Genomic DNA, 24972 nt, shown 5'->3' with positions numbered 1-24972 from the left:
CGGCGACAACGGCCAGCCAGAGCCCGAACTCGGTACGGGCGCCACGCCATGCGACGCACGTGGGAGAGTACCGGACACTCAGGAGAGTGCCGGTACCTCGATCTGGCGCAGGCGCGCCTCGACGGCACTCGCCGGCTGCGGGCGAGCATAGAGATAGCCCTGCACGTGGCGACAACCGCGGGCCAGCAGGAAGTCACGCTGCTCGGTCGTTTCCACACCCTCGGCGATAACGTCTAGGTTGAGCCCCTGAGCCATCGCCAGCACCGCGGAGGTGATGGCGGCATCGGCATTGTCGTGCGGCAGGGCCCGGATGAATTCCCGGTCGAGCTTGAGCTTATCCACCGGCAGACGTTTCAGATAGGCCATCGATGAGTAGCCTGTACCGAAATCGTCGATCGCGATCTGGAGACCTTCGCGACGCAGCGCCTCCAGTCTCGGCGAAATGTCGCCGGCCCGTTCGTCGAGCAATACCGACTCGGTCAACTCCAGCCCAAGCAGCGGCGTCGGAACGCGATACTGTCTGAGCGTCGAGAGCAGGCGTGATTCCAGATCGCCCTGGATCAGCTGCAGCGCCGACAGATTGACCCACACCGGCAGCACCCCCAGCCCCTTGCCGCGCCACAGCGAGATCTGCGCGACCACCTGGTCGATGACCCAGCCGCCAAGCGCCGGCATCAGGCCATGACGTTCGGCCAGCGGAATGAATTCGGTCGGGGGCACCATCCCATAGTCGGGATGGTGCCAGCGCAGCAGCGCTTCCATGCCGACCATTTCGCCGTCGTCGAGACGATGCTGGGTCTGATAGTAGACTTCGAGCTGAGATCCCTGCGCCAGCGCCTGACGCAGCTCGTTGAGAATGGTCAGGTGGCGGTCGCTCTCGACCTCCAGCGACGGCCGGAAACGCCGGTCGTGATTGCGCCCGTGGCGCTTGGCGCTGTAGAGCGCCGACTCCAGACGCTGGAACAGCACATTGGCCTCCCGACCATCCTCCGGTGCGCGACAGCTACCGATGGTCAGACCGAGGCGCAGCGAGCTGCCTTCGATCTCGAACGGCTCGCTCAGGTGCTGCCGCAGGCTCGATACCCACTTTTCATGATCGTCAAAAGTCGTGGTGCGGATGACCAGAAACTCGTCGCCGCCCAGGCGACCGACGATGCCCCCCGCCACCTGAGCCGCGAGACGCTGGCCGAAGCGCGCCAGCAGGCGGTCGCCGCTGTCGACACCCAGACTGTCGTTGATCGCCTTGAAGCCGTCGATATCGATCAGGGCCAGATCCAGCCCCTCGCCGGCACGCAGATGACGCAACCGCGAAGCCAGCAGATCATGCAGGCGACGCCGGTTGGGCAGTCCGGTCAGCGGGTCCTCGAAGCCGATGCGACGCAGGTCCTGCTCCCGCGCCTTGTGTCGACTGATATCGGTGAACAGGCCGACATAGTGGGTGACCCGCCCCTTGGGGTCGTGCCAGGCCTGGACGCGCAGCCATTCCGGATACTGATCGCCATGCTTGCGCTGGTTCCAGATCTCGCCTTCCCAGCGCCCGGTGGTCTTCAGCGTCTGCCAGTAGCGGTCGTAGAAGGCCTTGTCCTGGCGCCCCGAGGAGAGGGCGGACGGATCCATGCCACGGATCTCTTCCAGGGTGTAGCCGGTAATCTGCGTGAAGGCGGGGTTGACGGTGACGATACGATTGTCGGCATCGCTGATCATCATCCCGTCCTGGGAAAGCTCGAGGGCCTGCTCGCTCAGGCGCCGGCGCTGGTGCTCGCGTCGAATCTGGCGCCAGGCGTCGAGCAGACCCAGCACGACAAGGCTAAGCGCAGCCAGGCGCAGCGGCAGAAGCGGCAACAGACTGGCCGCGGTCAACGCCGCCAGTCCCAACCAGACCAGCGGTCGATTCAGCGAAAAGGATGGCCACATAGATTGTCGGTTATCGTCGTTATTGGATTGCCGTCAGGCACGATGCCGGGCTCGAGCCACTGTAGCGGCCGCGGAGACGAGGGCATCATTTTCTCGTTCCCGCCAGCATCATGCCCCGTCGACGATCAACAGGGCAAGTCCAGCCCCCGTCATTGCGCCATCCGGGGCACCGGTCTAGGCTTCAAGGCCTGCCGCCCACAGGACAGCGATGCGGCGGAAAGGCTCGCTCGCCGCCACGGTCACAGCCGGGATGCCGGCATGCGAGTAACGCTGGCCGACGCGATGCTCCCGGAAACGCAGCGCCATTGCCTAGCGGCGACACCCGGATGGGCCTCGGACCCGGCGACGTGCATTCGGCGCGCGCAACTATTAGACTGGCCGCGCCTCGGCCCGACCAAGGCACACTCTTTTTCGATTCTCGGAACGATCTAGTGACCAGACAGCACTCTTTCAGCCACGACGATCTGCTGAAATGCAGCCGGGGGGAACTGTTCGGCCCCGGCAACGCCCAACTGCCCGCGCCCAACATGTTGATGCTCGACCGCATTACCGAGATCAACGAGGACGGCGGGAAATACCAGAAAGGCGAGATCATCGCAGAACTGGATATCCACCCCGACCTGTGGTTTTTCCAGTGCCATTTTCCCGGTGACCCGGTAATGCCGGGCTGCCTCGGTCTGGACGCGATGTGGCAGCTGGTCGGCTTCCATCTCGGCTGGCTGGGCAACCCTGGTCGCGGACGCGCCCTCGGCTGCGGCGAGGTCAAGTTCTCCGGCCAAATCCTGCCGAATGCGGGCAAGGTCTCTTATCATATCGAGATCAAGCGCGTGATCACGCGCCGTCTGATCCTCGGCATCGCCGACGGCACGCTGTCGGTGGATGGCCAGGATATCTATCAGGCCAAGGACTTGCGTGTCGGCCTGTTCACCAATACTGAGAATTTCTGAGCGGGAGGCTTCCATGAGACGAGTGGTAGTCACCGGCCTGGGTATCGTTTCCTGCCTGGGCAACGACGCCCAACAGGTGCTCGACTCTCTGCGCCAGGGACGCTCTGGCATTCGCTTCAAACCGGAGTATGCCGAGCTGGGATTCCGCAGCCAGGTCGCCGGCGTTGTCGATATCGATATCGAATCGCTGGTCGATCGTAAGCAGCTGCGTTTCATGGGCGATGCGGCCGCCTACGCCTACATCGCCATGCAGCAGGCGATCACGGATTCGGGGCTCGAGCCGAGCGACATCTCCAACCCGCGTACCGGTCTGATCGCCGGCTCCGGCGGTGCTTCCAGCGCCAATCAGGTCGAAGCCGCGGACGTCATGCGCGAGAAAGGCCTGCGCCGCGTCGGTCCCTATCGGGTCACGCGCACCATGGGCAGCACCGTCTCCGCCTGCCTGGCGACGCCGTTCCAGATCAAGGGCGTCAACTATTCGATCTCCTCGGCCTGCGCCACCTCGGCGCACTGCATCGGCAGCGCCGTCGAGCAGATCCAGCTGGGCAAGCAGGACGTGGTCTTCGCCGGTGGCGGCGAAGAGGAGCACTGGACGCTATCGTGCCTGTTCGATGCCATGGGTGCCCTGACCACGCACTACAACGACACGCCGGACAAGGCCTCTCGGCCTTACGATGTCGACCGTGACGGCTTCATCATCGCGGGTGGCGGCGGCATGCTGGTGATCGAGGAGCTGGAGCACGCCAAGGCGCGCGGTGCCAAGATCTACGCCGAAATCACCGGCTACGGCGCAACTTCCGACGGCCACGACATGGTGGCCCCCTCGGGCGAAGGCGCGGCGCGCTGCATGCAGCAGGCTCTGGCTGGCCTCGACGGCAGCGTCGACTACATCAATACCCACGGCACCTCGACGCCAGTGGGAGATGTCGCCGAACTGCAGGCGATTCGCAGCGTCTTCGGCGATTCGACCCCGGCGATGAGCTCGACCAAATCGCTGACCGGACACTCGCTGGGCGCGACCGGCGTGCAGGAAGCGATCTATTCCCTGCTAATGATGGAACATCGTTTTCTCTGTGCCTCGGCCAACATCGACAACCTCGATGACCAGGCCAGCGGATTCGATATCGTTCGCCAGCGGCGTGACGAGGTCGATATTCGGCGCGTGCTCTCCAACAGCTTCGGTTTCGGTGGCACCAACGCCTGTCTGGTACTGGACCGCTACACCGACTGACCGACGACGCGGCTCGACCGCATCGAGCTGACCGAACGACAAAAGGCGCCCCACGGGGCGCCTTTTGCATGTCGGGTCGCCGCACAGTCAGGTCGGCGCGAAGTCAAATCAAGGCGGGGCCTAGAAGTCGAAGCGTACCTGGACGGCCCGTTCGCCTCAGGAGGGCAGCTCGGCCGGCGCCTCGCGTGCCGGTTGCGGCGGGCGCGGCACCCCTGAGATCTCGTCGAGCGTGGCTTGAATCCAGGCTTCGACTTCGGCCAGGACATCCTCCGGGCGACGACCGGCGGTTTCGACCGGCTCGCCCACCACCAGATCCAGGGTGCCGGGCTGCTTGACCCAGTGCCGCCCCCAGAATTCGCCGGCATTGTGGGCGACCGGCAGCACCGGCACTCCCGCACGACAAGCGATCACCGCCCCGCTTTTGTTGAAGCGCCGCCGTTGACCGGGCGCGACTCGCGTCCCCTCGGGAAAGATCAGCACCGAGAGCCCCTCATCCAGACGCTGCTTGCCGTGCGACAGCACCTGACGCATCGCCGTGGCGGGTTTCGAGCGATCCAGCGGAATCGGCTTGAGCAGCTTTACGCCCCAGCCGAACAGCGGGATCTCAAGCAACTCCTTCTTCAGCACCGTGCAGATCGGTGACTTGAGCAGCTGCAGATAGACGGTTTCCCATTCGCTCTGATGATTGGCGAGAACCACACAGGGCCCCGGCGGCACGTTCGCCTGCCCGCGCAGGCGGTAGCGAATGCCGCAAGTCAGCGACAGCCAGCGCACGATGAAGCGATTGTGGCAATTGAACAGCTTGAAACGCGCGCGCAGTGGCAGCGCCATGCCGAGCGGCAGCATCAGCAGTCCTGACACCAGGATTGCCAGAAAATAACCGAGATAAAAGATCAGACTACGAAGAGGTTTCATGCGTCGGCCGCTGCCTCGTTGCTACCCCGCGGCGCGTCCGCGTCCTGCGAGAAGTGTTGCTGACTCCAGTCGTCGAGCATCAGGTCGAGCTCGAGTCGCCAGGATTTCTGATGAATGCCGAACACATCCAGTAATCGGCGGCAGTTGAGTACCCGCCGCAACGGCGTGTCATGGTGCTGATTCAGCGCCTGCAGCTCGCCGAGTTCAGCATTGGCGCCAGCCCCTTCCAGGCGTGTCGCCAGCTGGGTCCGCACCGTCGACACGAAGGTGTAGGCGCTGACGGGTTCGGTACCGCAAAGGTGATAGGTCCCCCAGGCATGCGCGCCGCTGCCAAACTGCAGCAGCATGCCGGTCAGCGCGCGCGCGACCGACCGGGCAGAGGTCGGACAGAGCACCAGATCCTGCGGCGCGCGCAGCGTCTCGCCGCGCAGCAAAGCGTCGACCAGGCCGCTCAGCCAGGCATCGTCGCCCACCAAACCGAACAGCGGCCCCAGGCGCAGCACCACGTGCTGCGGATGACGGCGCACACGCTCGCCTACCTCGACAAGTCGACGCATCGTCTCGTCACGCGGACGGGGCGCCACCGCCTCATCGATGGTGCCGTCGGCGCCCTCCTCGTAGAGCGCATCCGAGACACACCAGATCAGCGGAATGTGACGCGCCTGACAGATATCGAGCAGCGCCTCGACCTGATCGGCGTGAGCGTAGACCTCGGCCGGTTCGCAGCGCCCGGGATCGGCGAGCGGCGGCATCAGGATCGCATCCGGCACCGGCGACAGCAGTGGCGTCATCGCCGCGAGCGACGTCACCGGCTCATACGCGATGTCCCCGCGCGCGGCCGTCGACTGCACCAACGCCAGACTCAAACAGTGTTCCGGCTGCATCAACAGACACTTCACGTTGCTACCTCGACACGCTGCATCGCTATGGAATCCTTACCCTTTTGGGGAACTGCGCTCGACGCGCGATCAGGGCACTATTGTCTAACACTGAAGGGGCTAACATTGAAGGGTCTGGTATTGAAGAGACGCTTCGGATCAGGCCAACGCTTCCTTTCCCCATGCACCGATTCAGGAGAGCTTCGTTCATGCCCCAGGACGCGACTGTCATCTGGCCTGCCAACGCCGAACTCGGCGAAGGGCCGGTCTGGTCCCCCGAACACCGCGCGCTGCTGTTCGTCGACATTCGTCGGGCCCGCCTCCACGCCTGGCACCCCGACAGCGATGAACGCCAGAGCTGGACACTGGACGAAGCCTGCTGCTGGCTGCTGCCCCGGGAGGGCGGTGACTTCGTCGCCGGCTTGCGCTCGGGGATTGTCGAGCTGAGCCTGGACGCGACCGGCCCGCACCCTGGCAAACGCCTCACGCCTATCGACTGGCTGCCCGAAGGCGATCGCCTCAACGACGCCAAGAGTGACCGGGAGGGACGTCTCTGGTTCGGCTCCATGGACAACGCCGAAACGCATGCCAACGGTTACCTCTACCGTCTCGACGGTCGCGGTCTGAGCGAAGTCGACCGTGACTACGCCATCACCAACGGCCCCGCGATCGCGCCCGATGGTCGCACACTTTACCATAACGACAGTGCGCGCCAGACCGTATTCGCCTTCGATCTGAACGACGCCGGTGAACTCTCCGGCAAGCGCGAGCTGATCCGCTTGCCGAGCGGCCGCGGCTTCCCCGATGGCATGACCTGCGACCACGAGGGCAATCTCTGGATCGCCCTGTGGGATGGCGCTCGTGTCGCCCGCTATCGCCCCGACGGACAACTGGATCGTGAAGTCTCGCTACCGGTCTCGCGCCCGACCTCGTGCGCCTTCGGCGGCGACAATCTCGAGCGTCTGTTCGTCACCTCGGCCGCGACCGGTTGCCCCGACGAACCGCTGGCCGGCGCCCTGTTCGAGATCGTGACCGATATCGGCGGCCTGGCCGAAACGCCGATTCATCTACCCACCACCTCTGGCCTGTAGGTGATGTCAGCTCGCGGGCACGCCTAGGGAGGCCGCAGATTGGGTTCGCGGCACGATGCCGACGATATTGCCACGCGCATCGTGCTCGAGCGTCAGGGAGCGGTCATCCTGCAGAATGTCGACCGAGTGTTGAGCAATACCGAACGAGAGCGCCAGCTTCTCCGTCGTCACCGCCGTCGCGGGGCTGCGGCGGTCGACATGACGAAAGCGACGGTAGTTGTAAAACGCCCACAGCAGCAGCGCACAGCCGGCCAGTGCAATGGTGAGCGCGTAAACCGTCAGTGAACTCCAGCTGTGCTCGCGACTCTCGATCACATAGGCGTCGAAGCGCTGAATCCCGGCGATCCAGGCAACCAACGTCGATAACGGCAGGAAGAGATAGAGCCACAGCAGCCAGCCGAGGCAGGCAACCAGCGCGCACAGGCCGCGCTGACGTCGCGACTGCAGATCGGGGCGACGAATGATCTCGGGTAACCGGGCACAGGGGCTCTGATGACGTTCTCGGCTCATGTCTATTTGCCTCCTTTTCGAGGTGTCACGGGCGGATACCACGATCCGGGCTCTGCCAGCGGGCTCGCTGACGTTTCGATGCCAGCAGGGTCTTTGGCAGCGCGACGACGGCCGTCAGCGTCGACAGCAGCCAGTAGATCAACGGGTACCAGATCACCCACCAGTACTGACGTAGAAAGCCGGCGCGTTCGTAACGCTGGTCGATACCGAGACTGACCAGGAACTGGATCAGGCAGGTCGCGCCCAGCAGCAGGCCATTCCACTGCGGCAGCAGCGTGGCCACGTGCCAGCGCGGCGGCAGGGGGGCCACGAGACCGACGACGAACAGCGCCATGATCGCCAGCATCACGTAGGCCCAAATCAGACTGGTGAAATATTCCAGGGCCACGCCCCAGAACCGGCGCTGGCGCCAGGCCAGCAGACGCGGACCGTAACGCAGCATGACCTCGACGCCGCCCTGCGCCCAGCGCAGCCGCTGTTTCCAGAGCCCCCTGAACGTCTCCGGCATATAGATGTAGCAGAGCGCTTCCGGCTCGTAGCGGATATCCCAGTGCTGCATCTGCAGACGCCAGGAGACATCGATATCCTCGGTTACCATGTCGGCACGCCAGTAGCCGACGCTGTCCAGCGCAGCGCGATTGAAACCGGTGATCACGCCGGAGACGGTGAAGATTCGGCCGTAGGTGCGCTGAGCGCGCTTGATCAGACCGATAATCGAGGAGAACTCGCCGACCTGGATCCGGCCCAGCAGGCTCGACCGGTTGAGAATGCGCGGATTGCCGGTCACCGCGCCGACCCGCGGCCCGCCGGTCAGGTGCTGCATCATCCAGTAGACCGCATCCGGATGCAGCAGCGCATCGCCATCGATGGTCACCAGATAGTCAGATGGCGCGGCCAGCGCCCCCGCCCGCAGCGCCACCGCCTTGCCCTGGTTGGTGGCGAAATGGATCACGCGCAGGCGTGCGTACTTCTCGGACAGACGATCGAGAATCTCGCCGGTATCGTCGTGACTGCCATCGTTGATAGCAATCACGTCGAAATCCGGATAGCGCGTCGCCAGCGCGTAGTCGATCGTCTGTTCGACCTGCTCCGCCTCATCGAAGCAGGGGATGATGATGCTGGCGTGCGGCGCGTCCGGCCCCAGTGTCTCGAGGCGCGGTGTCATGTCCTTGCCGCGCTCGCGACGCAGGTAGAACCAGAGTCCGCCGATGATCCACATCCACGCCATGAAGATCGGATAGTAGAAGGCGAATCCGAACATCACGTTCCGCCAATCGATGGCCGCGAGCCACGCTTCGATATCGACGATCATGGCTGACTCCGGAGATGCGAGGTTGAATAGGGAAATTCATTGAGGCTCATGCCCTCGAAGGTGGGCTGAAAGGCCGGCTTGCCGCTGATGAAGTCGTCCGGGTAGTAAGCGAGATTCAAGGCCCCGCGTCGCACCAGCTGCCGCATCCAGCCCTTGAAACGCGATGGTTCGATCCAGCGCTGGCGCGCCCAGTCGTAGGACTGCAGCTCGAATACTGTCTGGTTCAGGCCCTGGGGATGGCGCATCACCTGGTCGACCAGCCCATCCAGCCATTCGCTTGCCGTGTCGGCGTCACGCGCCATCTCCGCGTCGTCGAGGTAGGGCATCGCCATCAGCGCCACTTCGTCATAGCTTTCCAGAAACGGCCCCAGCGCCTGGGCGAAGCGCGCCTCGGCCGCAGGATCGAGCACGACGCGCGGATACAGGTTGCGCGCGACCCGGAAGCGGTTGCTGAGATTGACGTATTCGCGGGCGCCATCGACCGCTCGATGGCTGAAATCGATCAGCGCACGGGTCTTGTCGCGAGCGCTCAGATCGCAGTCTGTGATCGCTCGCTCACTGCCGGGCCATCGCGCTTCGGGGGCACAGGCCTGGGCATCCTCGTCGGCGGCCAGATAGGCGTCATCGTGGATCAGGATGCCGTTGATGCCCGGCGTGTTACGCGCCAGGTCGGCGTAGATGCCTCGAACGATCGCCAGCGACGCCGGCCGGAACGGGCTCAAGCGGCGGTAATCGCGATCGGCGACGTGACTCTCACCACCGGCACCGCGTGCGCGAACGGCAAGGCGCTGCTGGCGTGCGTCGTCCGGCAGATCGAAGGCGAGCAGCGGTAGCCAGGCGTAGACCTCGACGCCGGCGCGTGTCTTGAGCTGCCAGGCGACCCGGTTAAAGAGATCGGCACGCATCGGCAGCATGGTATTGGGGAAGTAGAGTTCGGACGCGGTACCGTCGCCGTCGGAATCGGCGAACGCCTGCAGATAGACCGTCCGCACCTGCAGCGCCTGAATGCGATCAAGCAGCGCGCTCAGATTGGCATTCACCTGGGCCGGATCGGGATCATAGATATAATCGAGATCCACCTGCACCGCGCGCTGCACGCGCCGGGGCGGGGCGACCGTCTGCGCGATCTGGCTCTCGACGGCGACCGGATCCGGGTCGTCCATGATCAGAAAGCGGCCGAAATCCGGACCGCTTTCGGGCGTCGAGATCCGCTGATCGTTGAGACTGAAGGTGTAGCGATAGCCGGCCTCGCGCGCCAGCGACTCGGTCTCGCCATTGGTCGCCCCGTAGGGCCAGACCAGCGTGCGCGGGCGGATGCCGGTATGGTGCTCGATGATCTCGGCGCTGCGCTTCAGGTCGTCACGAACCCGCTGCCGGTAATCGGCATCGCTTTCATAGCGACCGCTGACCCCGTCGTATTCCCGCACCAGCGCCGCCGGCTCGACGTTGCCCTGAGGGTTGGCCAGTAAGCCGTGGTGGAGATCGTCGGTGTGGGAGGCCACTTCCACCAGTCCGGACCCCTGCATCTCACGCACCTGAGCCCAATCGACGAAACCGGCTTGGCCGCGCTCGCGACCGTTGTAGCGCACCTCGTTGGTCGGCGCCGACGCACTGTCGCTGCGAACGATCGCCCCTTCTTCCGGTTGTGCCGCGACCGGATCGGTATCGTCCGCCGCGATGGTATCGCCGCGACCGACTGTCTCGATCCAACCGGTCTCGACGGCAAACAGCGCCGGGTAGTCGAACGCCTGCAGCAGCGGAAAGACCCGGCTGTAGAAACTGGCCAAACCGTCGTCGAAGCTCAGCAGCACGGCGTTGTGCGGTAGCGACGCCCCGCCATCTCGAGCGGCTTTCACATCGTCCAGTGAAATCGGATGCCAGTCGTTGGCCGCCAGCCAGTCGAACAGCGCCGCCAGCCGCTGGGTACTGACGACGTAGGGGTCGCGATCCACTGCCGGTTGGGTATCGTCGCGAACGTCGTGAAAGCCGAGCGTGACGAAATGGCCGGCGGGGATCTGCACGGTGCCACCGGGCCCCTGATCAGACGTAGTCACCGTCGCCCAGCGGTCCTTTTCTCCGGCCCACACGCCGCTTGTCCACGTCAGCAGCGCTATCAGCAACAGCGTCGTCGTCGCCAGGTTTTGGGGTATTCGCATCACAGCACTCCCTCGAAACCCAACTGTCCGTACCAGCGCTTCTCGCGCTCCCCTTCGTACTCGCGACTGCCCCAGCCGATGCCATAGTTGATCGACCAGGTGCGCGTCAGCTGCCAGGTGTGACCGTAGAGCGCGTCATAGCCCGGTGCGCTGCCATAACCGCTTTCCCACTCCGAAGCCGCACCCAGCGACACGTTCTGCGTCAGCGAGTGGTTGTAGCGTCGCCAGGTGAGCCAGTCGTGTTCGAGGGTCAGCCCCGCGGTGCGGGTGTCTTGCGGGTTGTAGTAGTCGGTATCGGTCTGGCTGTTGTGCTCGGCGGAGAGCGAGCCGATTAGCTGCGTCTGGTGGTGGGCGCTGGCCTGAATTCGTTGGGTGAGATCGGCGGCGACGTCGCTACGCAGGTTGCCGTCGCTGATATCGAGCGCACCAAGCGTCAGCGTTGCCTCGCGGGATTCGTTCTGCCGCCAGGTCAGCTGCCCCTGATAGAGGCGGCCGTCGAGATCGTCACGCTCGGCTCGCAGCGGCGTCTCCGGCGACTGGGTCTGAGTGCGCAGCTGGTACTGCCAGCGATCGTCGAGCCACTGCGACCAGCCAAGTTCGAGGCCGATATCGTCGCTGAAGCGCTCGCCACTCAGCGCCGCCCACCAATGCCGGCGCAGCCATTGACGTTCGACACCGACGCCCTGGCGGTCGTAGCGCTCGGCGCCCTCTTCGTAGTCGCTCCATTGATAGGTCTGCTCGATGTAGACCCGGTAGCCGCCTTCGCTCCAGGGCGAGTTCAAGCGCAGTTGGTACTCACTATCCCGGCTGCCGTTGACGGCATTGCCGCCGTCGGAACGGCCGACATTGCCCTGCCCTTCGAGGGAAAAGTGCTGTCGATCCCGCCATTCCCTATGATTGCGTCGAATGGCGCTGTCGGTGGGGAACTGGGCCGCCAAGGGCTCGATGGTGTGTTGCCAGCGCGGAAAGTTTTCGAGGTCCTGAGCGTTTTCGGCGATGCCGAGCCGTGTGGCCCGATCGCTCGGTGCGTAGGCGGCGGCCAACTCGGCGGTCGCCTGGGCTTCTTCATACCAGCCACGGGCACGTTGTGCGGTCGCCAGGCCGTTGATCACATCGGTATTGCGTGGCGCCTGGCGGTAGAGACGCTGCGCTCGCGTCAGCGCCTGCGCTTCATGATTGCGATACGAGGCATCGAGCACTCGCAAACGATCGACTTCACTGCGTTCCCAGTTGGGGACCGGTGGCGTCTTCGGGTTCAATCGCGAGCGCCATATCGGCGTATTGGCATCGAGCTCGGCGAGAACCTTGGCCGCCACCTCGTAATCCTCGCTCTCGATCAGCGCATAGTAGTAGCCGGTACGTACTGCCAGCGGCGCCTGAGGGTCGGCCTCGAGAACACGCCGATAAAGCGCCTCGGCGTGCGCGGGTCGACGTCGAGCGAGGTAGGCATCGGCCACCGGCGCCAGCGCATAGGCGGGTACCTCGATGCCCTGCGCGGCCAGCGCCTCGTAATCGGCGATCATCGCGTCGAAACGTCGTAGCTGACGCAGCACCACGAGCCGGTCAAAGCGCGTACGTCGATAGGCTTGGCTCTGCGCGGGGAATCGCTCCAGATTGGCGTTCAAGCGGGCGAGCGATGCCTCGAGTGCTCGATCCCGACCGGCGTAGCGCTGCCGGCGCTCGTGTCGGGCCTGCTCCTGGACAGCGTTGCGAACGCGACTGACACTGCTATCCGCACGCAGTCGCGCCTCGACCGACGCACTGAAGTCGGGCCGCTGCTGTCGGGTTAGCGTCTCGGCACGCTGATAGGCACCAAGATTGGCAAGACTGGAAATGCGGGTACGGATCGCTTGCGGGTTGTCAGGCGCGTCGTCGAGTACCCGCTGGGCCAGCTGAAGCGCCAGCCCGGGCCTACCGGCCTGGCGCTCGCGCTCGGCAATGCCCGCGAGGTCATCGGCATTGGGATGGCCGTCCGAGCCATGGCGGACATCGTCACCGTAGGCGGCGGCCGGCGCATCGATGGGCGGCAGCCGGCCATCGGGAAAGCGATCATTGGCCTGCGAGAGCCCCGCATGCCATAGGACGACACTGGCAATTGTCAGCGAGAGGCGAATCTTGTGATGCGTCCGGAAACGGGCGCGATAGGCACCGGAGAAGACTCGATTGCCGAGGACTCCCACGGCCCGATCGCGAATGCGGCAAATACACATTCGAAACAGCGGCCACCGTTAGGTTCATGAAGTTGTGCGGTTGCGCACAGCCCCACGCGTCCGGGCAGTCGCAAAAGCGAAGCGACCTTAGGGCAAGCGTTCGCTTCCGGCAAACCGGTGCCAGCGTCGCGGAGAGCATTATTTACGTTAGTTCACAATGAAAAGAAATGAGACATACTGAAACAATAAAGAAGAGTTTCCCGTCGCACTTCCCTCCAGAACCGGGGTTCGGCACGATTGTTGAGATACCTAAGAACACATTGGCAGCAAGCAGCCAGTCTCATAAGAAAGCAGGACCGACAGCCGCACAGGAATGAAAGGAAAACAGTCCGATATCTCGCACACTTCTCCAAGAAAAATTCGTACGCAAAATTCCGCCATGGCTGACAAATGTGATCGTCACGACACTGGCGCTAACGACGCCTTGAGACGGTCAGTGATGCTGTCGCGCGTCCCCTTTCTCCGCTTTCCGCCCTTTACCCCCTCGCCCACAAAAAAGCCCTGCGAGTGCAGGGCTTTGAAGACGCCGAACGTCGGAGCGTGTCACCGACTCAGAACGGAATCTCGTCGTCGAAGTCGTCGAAGCTGCCGGGGTTGGGGGCGCCGTAGTTCGGATTCTGCTGGTTGGGCTGCGACGCGGGCTGCCCCTGCGGCGGACGCTGCGGTTGCTGCTGCGGCTGGTTGCCATAGGCCGGCTGCTGCCCGTAGCCGCCCTGCTGCGGTGCCGGCGCGCCGCCGTACTGGTTCTGCGGCTGCTGGCCGTAGTCGGCGCCGCCACCCTGACCACTGCGAGAGTCGAGCATCTGCATGTCGTTGGCGACAATCTCGGTCGAGTAACGATCCTGGCCATCCTGCCCCTGCCACTTGCGCGTCTGCAGACGCCCTTCGATATAGAGACGCGAGCCCTTCTTGACGTACTGCTGGGCGATTTCCGCCAGCTTGTTGAACAGCACCACGCTGTGCCATTCGGTCCGTTCCTGACGCTGACCGCTCTGGCGGTCGGTCCAGCTGTCCGTGGTCGCGATGCGCAGGTTGCACACCGGATTACCCGACGGCAGGAAGCGGACTTCCGGATCCTGTCCCAGGTTGCCGATCAGGATGACTTTGTTCACACCTCGGGCCATCGTTGTCTCCTCGCATTCCTGCGTTGCGACGCCTTCAGGCGTCGGTTCGTTGCCATTGATTGCCTGCAATACTTGCCAGCGCCTCGGCATCCAGACGCTGACGGTCGACCTTGAGATAGGCGACCCGTTCCTCGGGCACGACCACGACGTCCTCGACCCCGGCAACCGAGGCAAACCGTTCGAGTAGTGTATCGATCATGCCCATTGAATGCGCGTCGAGCGCGATGATTTCGCTGGAGAGATGGCGCGGCGCCGGCATCTTCCAGACCACTGCCAGCCACACCGCGGCGATCACTGCCGCCCCCAGGAATACACTCTGGATCCCCAGCGACTGGGATAGCGCGCCCCCCAGCGTGCCACCGAGAAACGCACCCAGGAACTGACTGGTGGAGTAGATTCCCATGGCGGTACCCTTGGCACCGGCGGGCGCCAGCTTGCTGATCATCGACGGCAGCGTCGCCTCCAGCAGATTGAAGACCACGAAGAAGCCCCAGAGCAGGCCGACCAGGGTAATTCGGTCCTGCGCCAGCTCGCCGAAGCCGAGCAGGATCAGCGTCATTGCCGCCACGGCACCGATGAAGATCGGCTTCATCCGACGATACTTCTCCGCGACGATCACCAGCGGCACCATGCCGATAAAAGCGAGCGCCATCACCGGCAGATAGACCCAGCCGTGGTGAGCCGGGGCAAAGCCCAGCGCCTCGAGCCGGAACGGCAGCGCGGTGAAGCAGGCGGTCAGAATCAGGTGCAGCGCAAAGATCGAAAAATCGAGACGCAGCAGGTCGCCGCGGCCGAGCGTAGCCCGCAGCTGGCTGCGGTCGAGGCCGACATCCCGGTGCGGCCGCTGGCGCGGCGCCGCCGGCACCAGCTTCCACAGGATCAGTAGACCGCAGACAGAGAGCCCGGCGGTGAACCAGAAGACACCGGCGAGCCCCCCCAGATCGGCGATCAGCGGGCCGCAGACCATCGCCACGGCGAAGGCGACGCCGATCGACAGCCCGATGGTCGCCATCGCCGCCGTGCGAATCTCTTCGCGGGTTTGATCGGCCAGCAGCGCCATGATCGCGCCGGCGACCGCGCCGCTACCCTGCAGGCAGCGGCCGATAATGATCGCGTTGATCGAGGTGGCGGTGGCGGCGACGATGCTGCCGATGATGAACAGCAGCAGCCCCCCGGCGATTACGGTCTTGCGGCCGACTCGGTCAGAGAGCAAGCCAAAGGGGATCTGCAGGATAGCCTGGGTCAGGCCGTAGCCGCCCAGCGCCAGGCCGACGAGAAAGGGGGTGGCGCCGTCCAGATGGTCGGCGTATAGCGCCAGCACCGGCAGGACCATGAACAGGCCCAGCATGCGCGAGGCGTACAGCCCGGCAAGGCCAACGATGGCACGCCGTTCGGTACCGAGAAAACGAGAACTCATGGGGGATCACAACGTCAGATGAACTCGGCAGTGCCGAGGATGGTTCGGGATGAGCGGCGTATTTTACCCCCCGCTTCGCGCCAGTGAAAGCAACCGGCTTTGCTGCCAGATTGGCCCGCGACCTATACTGGTCGTTTCCCGCGTCGCATCATGAGGTAGTCATGGACAGCATTCTGGTCAGGGGCGCTCGCACCCATAACCTGAAGAACATCGATGTCGAACTGCCACGCGACAAGCTGATCGTGGTAACCGGGCTGTCGGGGTCCGGAAAATCTTCGCTCGCCTTCGACACGCTCTATGCCGAGGGCCAGCGGCGCTACGTGGAGTCGCTCTCCACCTACGCCCGCCAGTTTCTCTCGATGATGGAGAAGCCGGACGTCGATCACATCGAGGGGCTGTCACCGGCGATCTCGATCGAACAGAAATCGACCTCGCACAATCCGCGCTCGACCGTCGGCACCATCACCGAGATCTATGACTACCTGCGTCTGTTGTTCGCGCGGGCCGGCACGCCACGCTGCCCGGATCACGACGAGGAGCTGGAAGCGCAGACCGTCTCGCAGATGGTCGACCAGGTGATGGAACTGCCGGAAGGCAGCCGCCTGATGCTCCTGGCGCCGGTCGTCAACGGGCGCAAGGGCGAACACCAGCAGTTGCTCGGGGAGCTGCGCGCCCAGGGTTACGTGCGCGCGGTCATCGACGGCGAAACCGTGGAGCTGGATGACCTGCCGACGCTCGACAAGAAGCGCAAGCACGATATCAGCGTGGTCGTGGATCGCATCAAGGTACGCCCGGATCTGCAGCAGCGCCTGGCAGAGTCTTTCGAAACCGCGTTGGGGCTGGCGGACGGTACCGCCATTATCCATTTCATGGATGACGAACGAGCGGATCTGGCTTTCTCGTCGCGCTTCGCCTGCCCCATCTGCGGCTACTCGCTCTCCGAGCTCGAGCCGAGGCTGTTTTCGTTCAACAACCCGGCCGGTGCCTGCCCCACCTGCGACGGGCTCGGCGTGCGCCAGTACTTCGACCCCGACAAGCTGATCAGCCATCCGGAACTGTCTCTGGCCGAGGGGGCGATCAAGGGTTGGGATCGCCGCAGCATCTACTATTTTGGCCAGTTGCAGGCCGTGGCGGAGCACTACCGCTTCGCGCTGGACACGCCGTGGAACGAGCTGGCCCGACATGAGCGCGAGATCGTACTCAACGGCAGCGGCAAGGACGAGATCGCCTTCAGCTACGTCAACGACCGCGGACGCAAGGTCACTCGCGAACACCCCTTCGAGGGCGTACTGCCCAACCTCGAGCGGCGCTACCGCGAGACCGAATCCTCCATGGTCCGTGACGATCTGGCCAAGTACCTCGCCGTGCGCCCCTGCCCCACCTGCGACGGCAGCCGATTGCGGCGCGAAGCGCGCCACGTCTTCGTCGACAACCACAATCTGCCGGCTCTCGCGCGCATGCCGGTGGGCGAGGCCTGGGACTACTTCCACGCGCTCACGCTGCCAGGGCGCAAGGGCGAGATCGCGGCCAAGATCGTGCACGAGATCCATGCGCGACTCGAGTTCCTGGTCAACGTCGGGCTCGACTATCTGACGCTGGAGCGCAGCGCCGACACGCTTTCCGGCGGCGAAGCGCAACGCATACGCCTGGCCAGCCAGATCGGCGCCGGCCTGGTCGGGGTCATGTACATCCTCGACGAACCCTCCATCGGCCTTCACCAGCGCGACAACGATCGCCTGCTGCGCACGCTCACGCGCCTGCGGGACCTCGGCAACACCGTCATCGTGGTCGAACACGACGAGGATGCCATTCGTGCCGCGGACCACGTGCTGGATATCGGCCCGGGCGCTGGCGTTCATGGCGGCACAGTGGTCGCCCAGGGCACGCCGGCCGAGGTCGAGGCCACGTCCCACTCCCTGACCGGTCAGTACCTCTCGGGCAAACGCCGCATCGAGGTACCGCCGCACCGGATTCCGGTCAACCCGGACAAGCAGCTCCATCTGCGCGGCGCCAGCGGCAACAACCTGCAGAATGTCGATCTGTCGCTACCGCTGGGTCTGTTCGTCTGCGTCACCGGCGTCTCCGGCTCGGGCAAGTCGACGCTGATCAACTCGACCCTCATGCCAATCGCCGCCCGCGAGCTGAACCGAGCCACGACGCTGTCACCGGCGCCCTACCGCAGCATCGAGGGGCTCGATCAGCTCGACAAGATCATCGATATCGACCAGAGCCCGATCGGACGCACGCCTCGCTCCAATCCGGCCACCTATACCGGTATCTTCACGCCGATCCGCGAGCTGTTCGCCGGCACCCAGGAGGCACGCGCTCGCGGCTACAAGCCGGGACGTTTCAGCTTCAACGTCAAGGGCGGCCGCTGCGAAGCGTGCCAGGGCGAAGGCATGATCAAGGTGGAGATGCACTTCCTGCCGGATATCTACGTGCCGTGCGATGTCTGCAAGGGCAAGCGCTACAACCGCGAGACGCTGGATATTCACTATAAGGGCAAGACGATCCACGAGGTCCTCGAAATGACCATCGAGGAGGCGCTCGAGTTCTTCAGCCCGGTGCCGGCGATCGCGCGCCGACTGCAGACGCTGATGGATGTCGGTCTTTCCTACGTCCGCCTGGGCCAGAGTGCGACCACGCTCTCCGGCGGTGAGGCGCAGCGAGTGAAGCTGGCACGGGAGTTGGCCAAGCGCGATACCGGCCAGACGCTCTATATTCTCGACGAACCGACCACCGGACTGCACTTCGAGGACATCCGTCAGCTGCTCGGCGTACTGCATCGACTGCGCGATCACGGCAACACCGTGGTGGTGATCGAGCACAACCTCGACGTGATCAAGACCGCCGACTGGCTGATCGACCTGGGGCCGGAAGGCGGCTCCGGTGGCGGACAAATCATTGCCGAAGGCACACCGGAGCAGGTCGCGGCGCTCGACGCCTCGCACACCGGCCGCTTTCTGTCGCCGCTGCTGCCAACGCAAGACACTCGCGTCAAGCGCGCCTGAGTCGCTCGGCGACGACGCGTCAGGCGTCGTCGCCCGTTCAGCCAGACTTCCTGCCTCCACCTGTCTCAGCAAGCGCTCGCCTCACCACGGTTGCGGATAGTGCCAAGGTCCAACCGTGTGATGCGACGCCACCCAACTTTCCGCCATAAAAAAACCGGCTGCCCGAAATATCGGGCAGCCGGTTTTGGCGCGGGAAGCGCGGCGACTTATTCGTCGCCGGCAGCTTCCTCGACGACCGGACGATCAACCAGCTCGACGTAGGCCATCGGCGCGTTGTCGCCAGTGCGGTAGCCGCACTTCAGCACACGGACGTAGCCGCCCGGGCGATTGACGTAACGCGGGCCAAGCTCGTTGAAGAGCTTGCCGACAGCTTCCTTGGAGCGGGTGCGGCTGAACGCCAGACGGCGATTCGCCACGCTATCCTGCTTTGCCAGGGTGATCAGCGGCTCGATATGACGACGCAGCTCCTTGGCCTTAGGCAGGGTAGTCTTGATCACTTCATGCTCGACCAGCGAGGTGCACATGTTCTTGAACATGGCGTGCCGATGCGAGCTGGTCCGATTCAGATGACGACCACTCTTACGATGACGCATGATTGCTATTCCTTACCAAACTGGTGATTCGAGTCGGCACACTGGTTTCGACCCGGGCACCGCCCTCAGGCGGAGGCCTTATCGTCCTTCAGACTCGCCGGCGGCCAGTTTTCCAGCCGCATGCCGAGGGAAAGACCGCGCGAAGCCAACACGTCCTTGATCTCGTTCAAGGACTTCTTGCCAAGGTTTGGCGTCTTGAGCAGCTCGACTTCCGTGCGCTGAATCAAATCGCCAATGTAGTAAATGTTCTCGGCCTTCAAGCAGTTGGCACTACGCACCGTGAGTTCGAGATCGTCAACGGGGCGCAGCAGAATCGGATCGATCTGATCTTCTTCCTCTTCGACTTCCTGCTCTCGGTCAGCTTCGAGATCGACGAAGGCGGCCAGCTGTTCCTGGAGGATGGTCGCGCTGCGACGAATCGCTTCTTCCGGGTCCAAGGTGCCGTCAGTTTCGAGATCGATGACCAGCTTATCCAGGTCGGTGCGCTGTTCGACACGCGCCGCCTCGACCGCGTAGGACACGCGACGAACCGGGCTGAATGTCGCATCCAGCTGCAGACGACCGATGGCACGGGATTCGTCCTCGTCGGAGAGCCGCGCATCCGCGGGCTCGTAACCACGACCCCGCACGACCTTGAGCTGCATTTTCAGCTCGCCGCCATCGTTGAGGTGCGCGATCACGTGATCCGGATTGACGATCTCGACGTCGTGATCGACGGCGATATCGCCGGCGGTCATCACACCGGGGCCCTGCTTGTTCAAGGTCAAGACGGCTTCGTCGCGGCCGTGCATCTTGATGGCCACGTCCTTGAGATTCAGAAGAATCTCGATGACGTCTTCCTGAACACCCTCGATGGCGCTGTATTCATGCAGCACGCCGTCGATTTCCGCTTCGACGACGGCACAGCCGGGCATCGAAGAGAGCAGGATGCGACGCAGCGCATTCCCCAGGGTATGGCCGAAACCACGCTCGAAGGGCTCCAGCACGATCTTGGCGTGCTGTGCATTGACCTCTTCGACCTTGATGTCGCGGGGACGGAGAAACTCAGTCACTGAACGCTGCATATGAACACCTTCTCAGGCTGCCAAACGAATATCGGTACTCCCGTGCCAGGCCGGGCCGCGTGAGCGGCCCGGCCTCAGGCTTACTTGGAGTACAGCTCGACGATCAGGTTTTCGTTGATGTCGGCAGACAGGTCGCCGCGTTCCGGGACAGCCTTGAAAGTGCCTTCCATCTTCTTCGAATCGACGTCGATCCACGTCACGTCGCCGCGGTTGGCAGCGATGGACAGTGCCTGCTGGATACGGGCCTGGTTCTTGGCCTTCTCACGCACGGACACGACGTCGCCGGGACGCACCTGATAGGAAGCCACGTTGACGGTACGGCCGTTGACCGCAATCGCCTTGTGGCTGACCAGCTGACGCGATTCACTGCGCGTGGAGCCGAAGCCCATGCGGTAAACCACGTTGTCCAGCCGGGATTCCAGCAGCTGCAACAACACTTCACCGGTTGCCCCTTTCAGGCGCGCGGCTTCTTTGTAGTAGTTGCGGAACTGGTTTTCGAGTACGCCGTAGATACGACGCACTTTCTGCTTCTCGCGAAGCTGCAAGCCGTAGTCGGAAAGACGCTGACGGCGCTGGCCATGCACACCCGGGATCTGCTCGGATTTGCACTTCTTCTCGAAGGGAGTCACACCGCTCTTCAGAAAGAGGTCGGTGCCCTCGCGACGAGACAGCTTACACTTGGGACCAAGATAACGAGCCATGAGTCTGTCTCCTTAAACGCGGCGTTTCTTCGGCGGACGGCACCCGTTGTGCGGGATCGGCGTCGCGTCGGTGATGCTCTGCACACGGAAGCCGGCGGCATTCAATGCACGCACGGCGGACTCACGGCCCGGGCCGGGGCCCTTGACCAGCACGTCGACGTTTTTCACACCATACTCGGCTGCAGCAGTCGCTGCACGTTCACTCGCTACTTGAGCTGCGAACGGGGTGCTCTTGCGAGAACCACGAAAACCCGAACCACCGGCAGTCGCCCAAGAAAGCGCGTTGCCCTGGCGGTCTGTGATCGTCACGATCGTGTTGTTAAAAGAGGCATGGATATGCGCAACGGCATCCACGACCTGCTTTTTAACCTTTTTACGGTTGCTACGCGGGTTAGCCATGTTGATGTTTCCTAATATTTAACGTCGAGACGTTAATTACTTACGAATCGGTTTACGCGGTCCCTTACGGGTACGCGCATTGGTCTTAGTACGCTGACCACGCAGCGGTAGACCACGACGATGGCGCAGACCACGATAGCAACCCAGATCCATGAGACGCTTGATATTCAGCGTGACTTCACGGCGAAGGTCGCCTTCTACGGTGAACTTGCCAACCTCGGTACGCAGGATGTCGAGCTGTTCGCCAGACAATTCCTGAACCTTGGTGGTGGGCTCGATGCCAGCGGCGACACAGATATCCTGCGCGCGTGTGTGGCCAATCCCGTAGATGTAGGTCAGCGAGATCGCCGCATGCTTGTTGTCCGGGATATTGACGCCTGCAATACGGGCCATCAGCTTACTCCGAATGTTGAGCGGCTTGCTCGTTAGTCGTCCACAAAGGGCGCAATAGCATACCCCTTAACCTCTCACGAGGCAAGGGGAATGCCATGGCCCGCTTTCGTTCAGCGTGTCGGGCGCAATCAGCCTTGACGCTGCTTGTGACGCGGTTCGGTGCAAATCACGCGAACCGCGCCGTTGCGCCGAATAATCTTGCAGTTACGGCACATTTTCTTTACAGAAGCTCGAACTTTCATCGTTCTCTCCAAATGCTCTCTCGCGGAGGCTCAGCGCATCAGGCCGCCGCTACCGTAGCCTTTCAGGTTCGACTTCTTCATCACCGACTCATACTGGTGAGACATGAGATGGGATTGAACCTGGGCCATGAAGTCCATGATTACCACGACCACGATCAGCAGCGAGGTCCCACCGAAGTAGAACGGCACCTGCCAGGCCACCACCAGGAACTGCGGCATCAGCGACACCAGCGTGATGTAGAGCGCCCCGAACAGCGTGAGACGCGTCATCACCTTGTCGACGTAGCGCGCGGTCTGCTCTCCCGGACGAATCCCCGGCAGGAAGGCGCCGGACTTCTTCAGGTTGTCGGCGACATCCTTGGGATTGAACACCAACGCCGTGTAGAAGAAGCAGAAGAACAGGACGGCCGCGGCGAACAGGATGATGTACAACGGCGCACCCGGCGCCAGCTGCTGCGAGGCAACCTGCAGCCACTCGAACCCGTCGCCTTGACCCAGCCACTGGCCGATGGACCCCGGGAACAGCAGAATGCTGGACGCGAAGATCGGCGGAATGACGCCCGCCATGTTGACCTTCAGCGGCAGATAGCTGCTCTGACCGGCGTACATCTTGTTGCCGACCTGACGACGCGGGTAGTTCACCGTGATACGGCGCTGCCCACGCTCGATAAAGACCACGAAGGCGATCGTCGCGATGCCGAGAAGCGCCAGAGCCAGCAGCGGCAGCACATTCCAGGCGCCATCGTTGCGAGCGAGCTCGAACGACTGACCAATCGCGCTCGGCAGTCCGGCCACGATTCCCGAGAAGATGATCAGCGAGATACCGTTGCCGATGCCTTTCTCGGTGATCTGTTCACCCAGCCACATCAGGAACACCGCACCGGCCACGAAGGTGACGACGGCGGTGAAATAGAAGCTGATGTCACCGGAATAGGCCACGCCCTGACTGACCAGACCAACTGACATGCCACACGCCTGGATCAACGCCAGCAACACCGTGCCGTAGCGGGTGTACTGGTTGATCTTCCGGCGCCCGGCCTCGCCTTCCTTCTTCAGCGCTTCGAGCTGAGGCGATACCGCGGTCAGAAGCTGCATGATGATCGACGCGGAGATGTACGGCATGATCCCCAGCGCGAAGATACTCATGCGCTGCAGCGCACCCCCCGAGAACATGTTGAACATGCCCAGGATGGTGCCCTGGTTCTCCCGAAACAGGGCAGCCAGCTGGTCAGGATCGATGCCGGGTACGGGAATGTGGGCACCGATGCGGTACACCACGATCGCGATGAAGACGAAACGCAGGCGTGCCCACAGCTCGCTGAGACCACTACCCATGTTCGCCGGCATGTTTCCTGACTTAGCCATTTAGTCCTCTACCTTGCCGCCGGCTGCTTCGATCGCAGCACGCGCCCCTTTGGTGACCTTGAGGCCACGCACGGTAACCGCCTTGGTCAGCTCGCCGGAGAGAATGACCTTGGCGTACTCGGTAGCATTCCGGAGCACGTTGGCCTTCTTCAGGCTGTCGAGATCGGCAACGTCGCCGTCGACCTTGGCCAGCTCCGCCAGACGAACTTCCTGCGACACCATCGCCTTGTGCGACGTGAAGCCGAATTTCGGCAAGCGGCGCTGCAGCGGCATCTGACCGCCTTCGAAACCGGGCTTGACCGAGCCGCCAGAACGGGACTTCAGACCCTTGTGGCCACGGCCACCGGTCTTACCCAGACCGGAGCCGATACCGCGTCCGACGCGCTTCTCGGCATGCTTGGAACCCGGTGCCGGGCTTAAGCTATTGAGTTTCATGGATTACTCTCCCTCGACTCGAACAAGGTAACGCACCTTGTTGATCATGCCGCGAACGGCGGGGGTGTCTTCCAGCTCGACCGAGTGCCCAATGCGACGCAGGCCAAGGCCCTTCATCGTCGCTCTGTGCTTCTGCAGGACACCGATGGTGCTGCGGGTCTGGGTGATTTTGATCGTCTCTGCCATGATCGCTTACCCCGCCAATTCTTCGACAGACAGGCCACGCTTGGCGGCGATGTCTTCCGGAGACTGCATGGACGCGAGACCCTTGATGGTCGCGCGAACCACGTTCACCGGGTTGGTGGAGCCGTAGCACTTGGCCAGAACGTCATGGACACCAGCCAGCTCGAGTACGGAACGCATGGCGCCGCCGGCGATGATGCCGGTACCTTCGGACGCCGGCTGCATGAAGACCTTGGACGCGCCGTGACGGGCGCGGACCGGGTACTGCAGCGTGCTGCCGCTAAGGCTGACCTTGACCATGTTGCGACGCGCCTGGTCCATGGCTTTCTGGATCGCGACCGGCACTTCACGTGCCTTGCCGCGACCGAAGCCGACCCGGCCGTTGCCATCGCCAACGACGGTCAGGGCGGTGAAACCGAAGATACGGCCACCCTTGACCACCTTGGCGACGCGGTTGACCTGCACCAACTTCTCTTGCAGATCTCCGCCCTTCTGTTCGTTATTCGCCATCGTAAAACCCTTTAGAATTGCAGACCGCCTTCGCGTGCGGCATCGGCCAATGCCTTGACACGCCCGTGGTACCTGAACCCGGCGCGATCAAAGGCAACCTGAGAGATGCCGGCATCCTTGGCGCGCTCGGCAATCAGAGCACCCACTTTGGCAGCTGCATCGGCATTACCGGTGGCACCTTCGCGCAGGACCTTGTCCAGCGTGGAAGCGCTGGCCAGCACCTTGCCGCCGTCCGGCGAAATGATCTGCGCATAGATGTGACGCGGTGTGCGGTTGACGCACAGACGATTCACACCCAGATCGCGGATCTTGGCGCGCGCGCGGCGGGCACGACGGAGACGAGATTCTTTCTTCGCGTTCATAACCCTGCC

Annotated in this window: 24 protein-coding genes; 4 read left to right on the top strand and 20 right to left on the bottom strand. The window is 63.3% G+C overall.

Annotation, left to right across the window (positions count from 1 at the left end; all coding sequences use genetic code 11):
* Positions 1 to 78: 78 nt before the first annotated feature.
* Complete coding sequence (locus MC381_RS17880; protein ID WP_251979116.1) at positions 79 to 1914, bottom strand: putative bifunctional diguanylate cyclase/phosphodiesterase; 1836 nt, start codon at positions 1912 to 1914, stop codon at positions 79 to 81.
* A 431-nt stretch (positions 1915 to 2345) separates the two neighbouring features.
* Here MC381_RS17880 and fabA point away from each other — a divergent pair, with 431 nt between their 5' ends.
* A complete protein-coding gene (fabA, locus tag MC381_RS17875; RefSeq protein ID WP_251979158.1) occupies positions 2346 to 2861 on the top strand; it encodes a 3-hydroxyacyl-[acyl-carrier-protein] dehydratase FabA in 516 nt (171 codons plus the stop codon).
* Positions 2862 to 2874: 13 nt separating this feature from the next.
* Positions 2875 to 4092: a beta-ketoacyl-ACP synthase I gene (gene fabB, locus MC381_RS17870; protein WP_251979115.1), complete on the top strand. Its 1218-nt coding sequence runs from the start codon at positions 2875 to 2877 to the stop codon at positions 4090 to 4092.
* 156 nt (positions 4093 to 4248) lie between these two features.
* Here fabB and MC381_RS17865 read toward each other — a convergent pair whose 3' ends face one another.
* Positions 4249 to 5007 (bottom strand): lysophospholipid acyltransferase family protein, encoded by a 759-nt coding sequence (locus MC381_RS17865; protein ID WP_251979114.1) that lies wholly within the window; start codon positions 5005 to 5007, stop codon positions 4249 to 4251.
* Positions 5004 to 5906: a sugar nucleotide-binding protein gene (locus tag MC381_RS17860; RefSeq protein ID WP_251979113.1), complete on the bottom strand. Its 903-nt coding sequence runs from the start codon at positions 5904 to 5906 to the stop codon at positions 5004 to 5006. The genes MC381_RS17865 and MC381_RS17860 overlap by 4 nt, the downstream gene beginning before the upstream one ends.
* Positions 5907 to 6094: 188 nt before the next feature.
* Here MC381_RS17860 and MC381_RS17855 point away from each other — a divergent pair, with 188 nt between their 5' ends.
* Positions 6095 to 6976 carry an SMP-30/gluconolactonase/LRE family protein gene (locus tag MC381_RS17855; protein WP_251979112.1) on the top strand — a complete coding sequence of 294 codons (882 nt, stop codon included), beginning with the start codon at positions 6095 to 6097 and terminating at the stop codon, positions 6974 to 6976.
* A gap of 6 nt (positions 6977 to 6982) precedes the next feature.
* On the opposite strand, the gene pgaD is transcribed toward MC381_RS17855, so the two are convergent.
* The 6 genes from pgaD to MC381_RS17825 form a co-directional block, all read right to left on the bottom strand.
* Positions 6983 to 7486 carry a poly-beta-1,6-N-acetyl-D-glucosamine biosynthesis protein PgaD gene (pgaD, locus tag MC381_RS17850; RefSeq protein WP_251979111.1) on the bottom strand — a complete coding sequence of 168 codons (504 nt, stop codon included), beginning with the start codon at positions 7484 to 7486 and terminating at the stop codon, positions 6983 to 6985.
* Between the two features lie 25 nt (positions 7487 to 7511).
* Positions 7512 to 8798 carry a poly-beta-1,6-N-acetyl-D-glucosamine synthase gene (gene pgaC, locus MC381_RS17845; protein ID WP_251979110.1) on the bottom strand — a complete coding sequence of 429 codons (1287 nt, stop codon included), beginning with the start codon at positions 8796 to 8798 and terminating at the stop codon, positions 7512 to 7514.
* Positions 8795 to 10954, bottom strand: a complete 2160-nt coding sequence (pgaB, locus tag MC381_RS17840) for a poly-beta-1,6-N-acetyl-D-glucosamine N-deacetylase PgaB (protein WP_251979109.1) — start codon at positions 10952 to 10954, stop codon at positions 8795 to 8797. Before pgaB ends, pgaC begins: the two co-directional genes overlap by 4 nt.
* Positions 10954 to 13134: a poly-beta-1,6 N-acetyl-D-glucosamine export porin PgaA gene (gene pgaA, locus MC381_RS17835; protein WP_251979108.1), complete on the bottom strand. Its 2181-nt coding sequence runs from the start codon at positions 13132 to 13134 to the stop codon at positions 10954 to 10956. Before pgaA ends, pgaB begins: the two co-directional genes overlap by 1 nt.
* A 581-nt stretch (positions 13135 to 13715) precedes the next feature.
* On the bottom strand, positions 13716 to 14288 hold the full coding sequence (locus tag MC381_RS17830) for a single-stranded DNA-binding protein (RefSeq protein ID WP_251979107.1): 573 nt from the start codon (positions 14286 to 14288) through the stop codon (positions 13716 to 13718).
* A 34-nt stretch (positions 14289 to 14322) separates the two neighbouring features.
* Positions 14323 to 15705 carry an MFS transporter gene (locus tag MC381_RS17825; protein ID WP_251979106.1) on the bottom strand — a complete coding sequence of 461 codons (1383 nt, stop codon included), beginning with the start codon at positions 15703 to 15705 and terminating at the stop codon, positions 14323 to 14325.
* Positions 15706 to 15866: 161 nt separating this feature from the next.
* Between MC381_RS17825 and uvrA the strand changes: the two genes are divergently transcribed.
* Entirely contained in the window at positions 15867 to 18716 is a 2850-nt protein-coding gene (gene uvrA, locus MC381_RS17820; RefSeq protein WP_251979105.1) for an excinuclease ABC subunit UvrA, read from the top strand.
* A 206-nt stretch (positions 18717 to 18922) separates the two neighbouring features.
* On the opposite strand, the gene rplQ is transcribed toward uvrA, so the two are convergent.
* The 11 genes from rplQ to rplR form a co-directional block, all read right to left on the bottom strand.
* A complete protein-coding gene (gene rplQ, locus MC381_RS17815) occupies positions 18923 to 19309 on the bottom strand; it encodes a 50S ribosomal protein L17 (protein WP_251979104.1) in 387 nt (128 codons plus the stop codon).
* A 65-nt stretch (positions 19310 to 19374) separates the two neighbouring features.
* The gene (locus tag MC381_RS17810) at positions 19375 to 20373 is read right to left on the bottom strand and encodes a DNA-directed RNA polymerase subunit alpha (protein ID WP_251979103.1); all 999 of its coding nucleotides are present in this window, start codon (positions 20371 to 20373) and stop codon (positions 19375 to 19377) included.
* 80 nt (positions 20374 to 20453) lie between these two features.
* Positions 20454 to 21074 (bottom strand): 30S ribosomal protein S4, encoded by a 621-nt coding sequence (rpsD, locus tag MC381_RS17805; protein WP_251979102.1) that lies wholly within the window; start codon positions 21072 to 21074, stop codon positions 20454 to 20456.
* 12 nt (positions 21075 to 21086) lie between these two features.
* Positions 21087 to 21473, bottom strand: a complete 387-nt coding sequence (rpsK, locus tag MC381_RS17800) for a 30S ribosomal protein S11 (RefSeq protein ID WP_009723883.1) — start codon at positions 21471 to 21473, stop codon at positions 21087 to 21089.
* A gap of 36 nt (positions 21474 to 21509) precedes the next feature.
* Positions 21510 to 21866 carry a 30S ribosomal protein S13 gene (rpsM, locus tag MC381_RS17795; protein WP_251979101.1) on the bottom strand — a complete coding sequence of 119 codons (357 nt, stop codon included), beginning with the start codon at positions 21864 to 21866 and terminating at the stop codon, positions 21510 to 21512.
* Positions 21867 to 21994: 128 nt separating this feature from the next.
* Entirely contained in the window at positions 21995 to 22108 is a 114-nt protein-coding gene (gene rpmJ, locus MC381_RS17790) for a 50S ribosomal protein L36 (protein ID WP_031384759.1), read from the bottom strand.
* A gap of 30 nt (positions 22109 to 22138) precedes the next feature.
* On the bottom strand, positions 22139 to 23473 hold the full coding sequence (gene secY, locus MC381_RS17785) for a preprotein translocase subunit SecY (RefSeq protein ID WP_251979100.1): 1335 nt from the start codon (positions 23471 to 23473) through the stop codon (positions 22139 to 22141).
* Positions 23474 to 23908 carry a 50S ribosomal protein L15 gene (rplO, locus tag MC381_RS17780; RefSeq protein ID WP_251979099.1) on the bottom strand — a complete coding sequence of 145 codons (435 nt, stop codon included), beginning with the start codon at positions 23906 to 23908 and terminating at the stop codon, positions 23474 to 23476.
* Between the two features lie 3 nt (positions 23909 to 23911).
* Positions 23912 to 24094 (bottom strand): 50S ribosomal protein L30, encoded by a 183-nt coding sequence (rpmD, locus tag MC381_RS17775; RefSeq protein ID WP_251979098.1) that lies wholly within the window; start codon positions 24092 to 24094, stop codon positions 23912 to 23914.
* Between the two features lie 6 nt (positions 24095 to 24100).
* Positions 24101 to 24601 (bottom strand): 30S ribosomal protein S5, encoded by a 501-nt coding sequence (rpsE, locus tag MC381_RS17770; protein WP_035470394.1) that lies wholly within the window; start codon positions 24599 to 24601, stop codon positions 24101 to 24103.
* Positions 24602 to 24612: 11 nt separating this feature from the next.
* On the bottom strand, positions 24613 to 24963 hold the full coding sequence (rplR, locus tag MC381_RS17765) for a 50S ribosomal protein L18 (RefSeq protein WP_251979097.1): 351 nt from the start codon (positions 24961 to 24963) through the stop codon (positions 24613 to 24615).
* Between the last annotated feature and the right edge of the window lie 9 nt (positions 24964 to 24972).

Origin of the sequence: Salinicola avicenniae, from assembly GCF_023736115.1 — a bacterium.
Classification (GTDB): Bacteria; Pseudomonadota; Gammaproteobacteria; order Pseudomonadales; family Halomonadaceae; genus Salinicola; species Salinicola avicenniae.
This window is presented reverse-complemented; position numbering and strand designations above follow the sequence as displayed.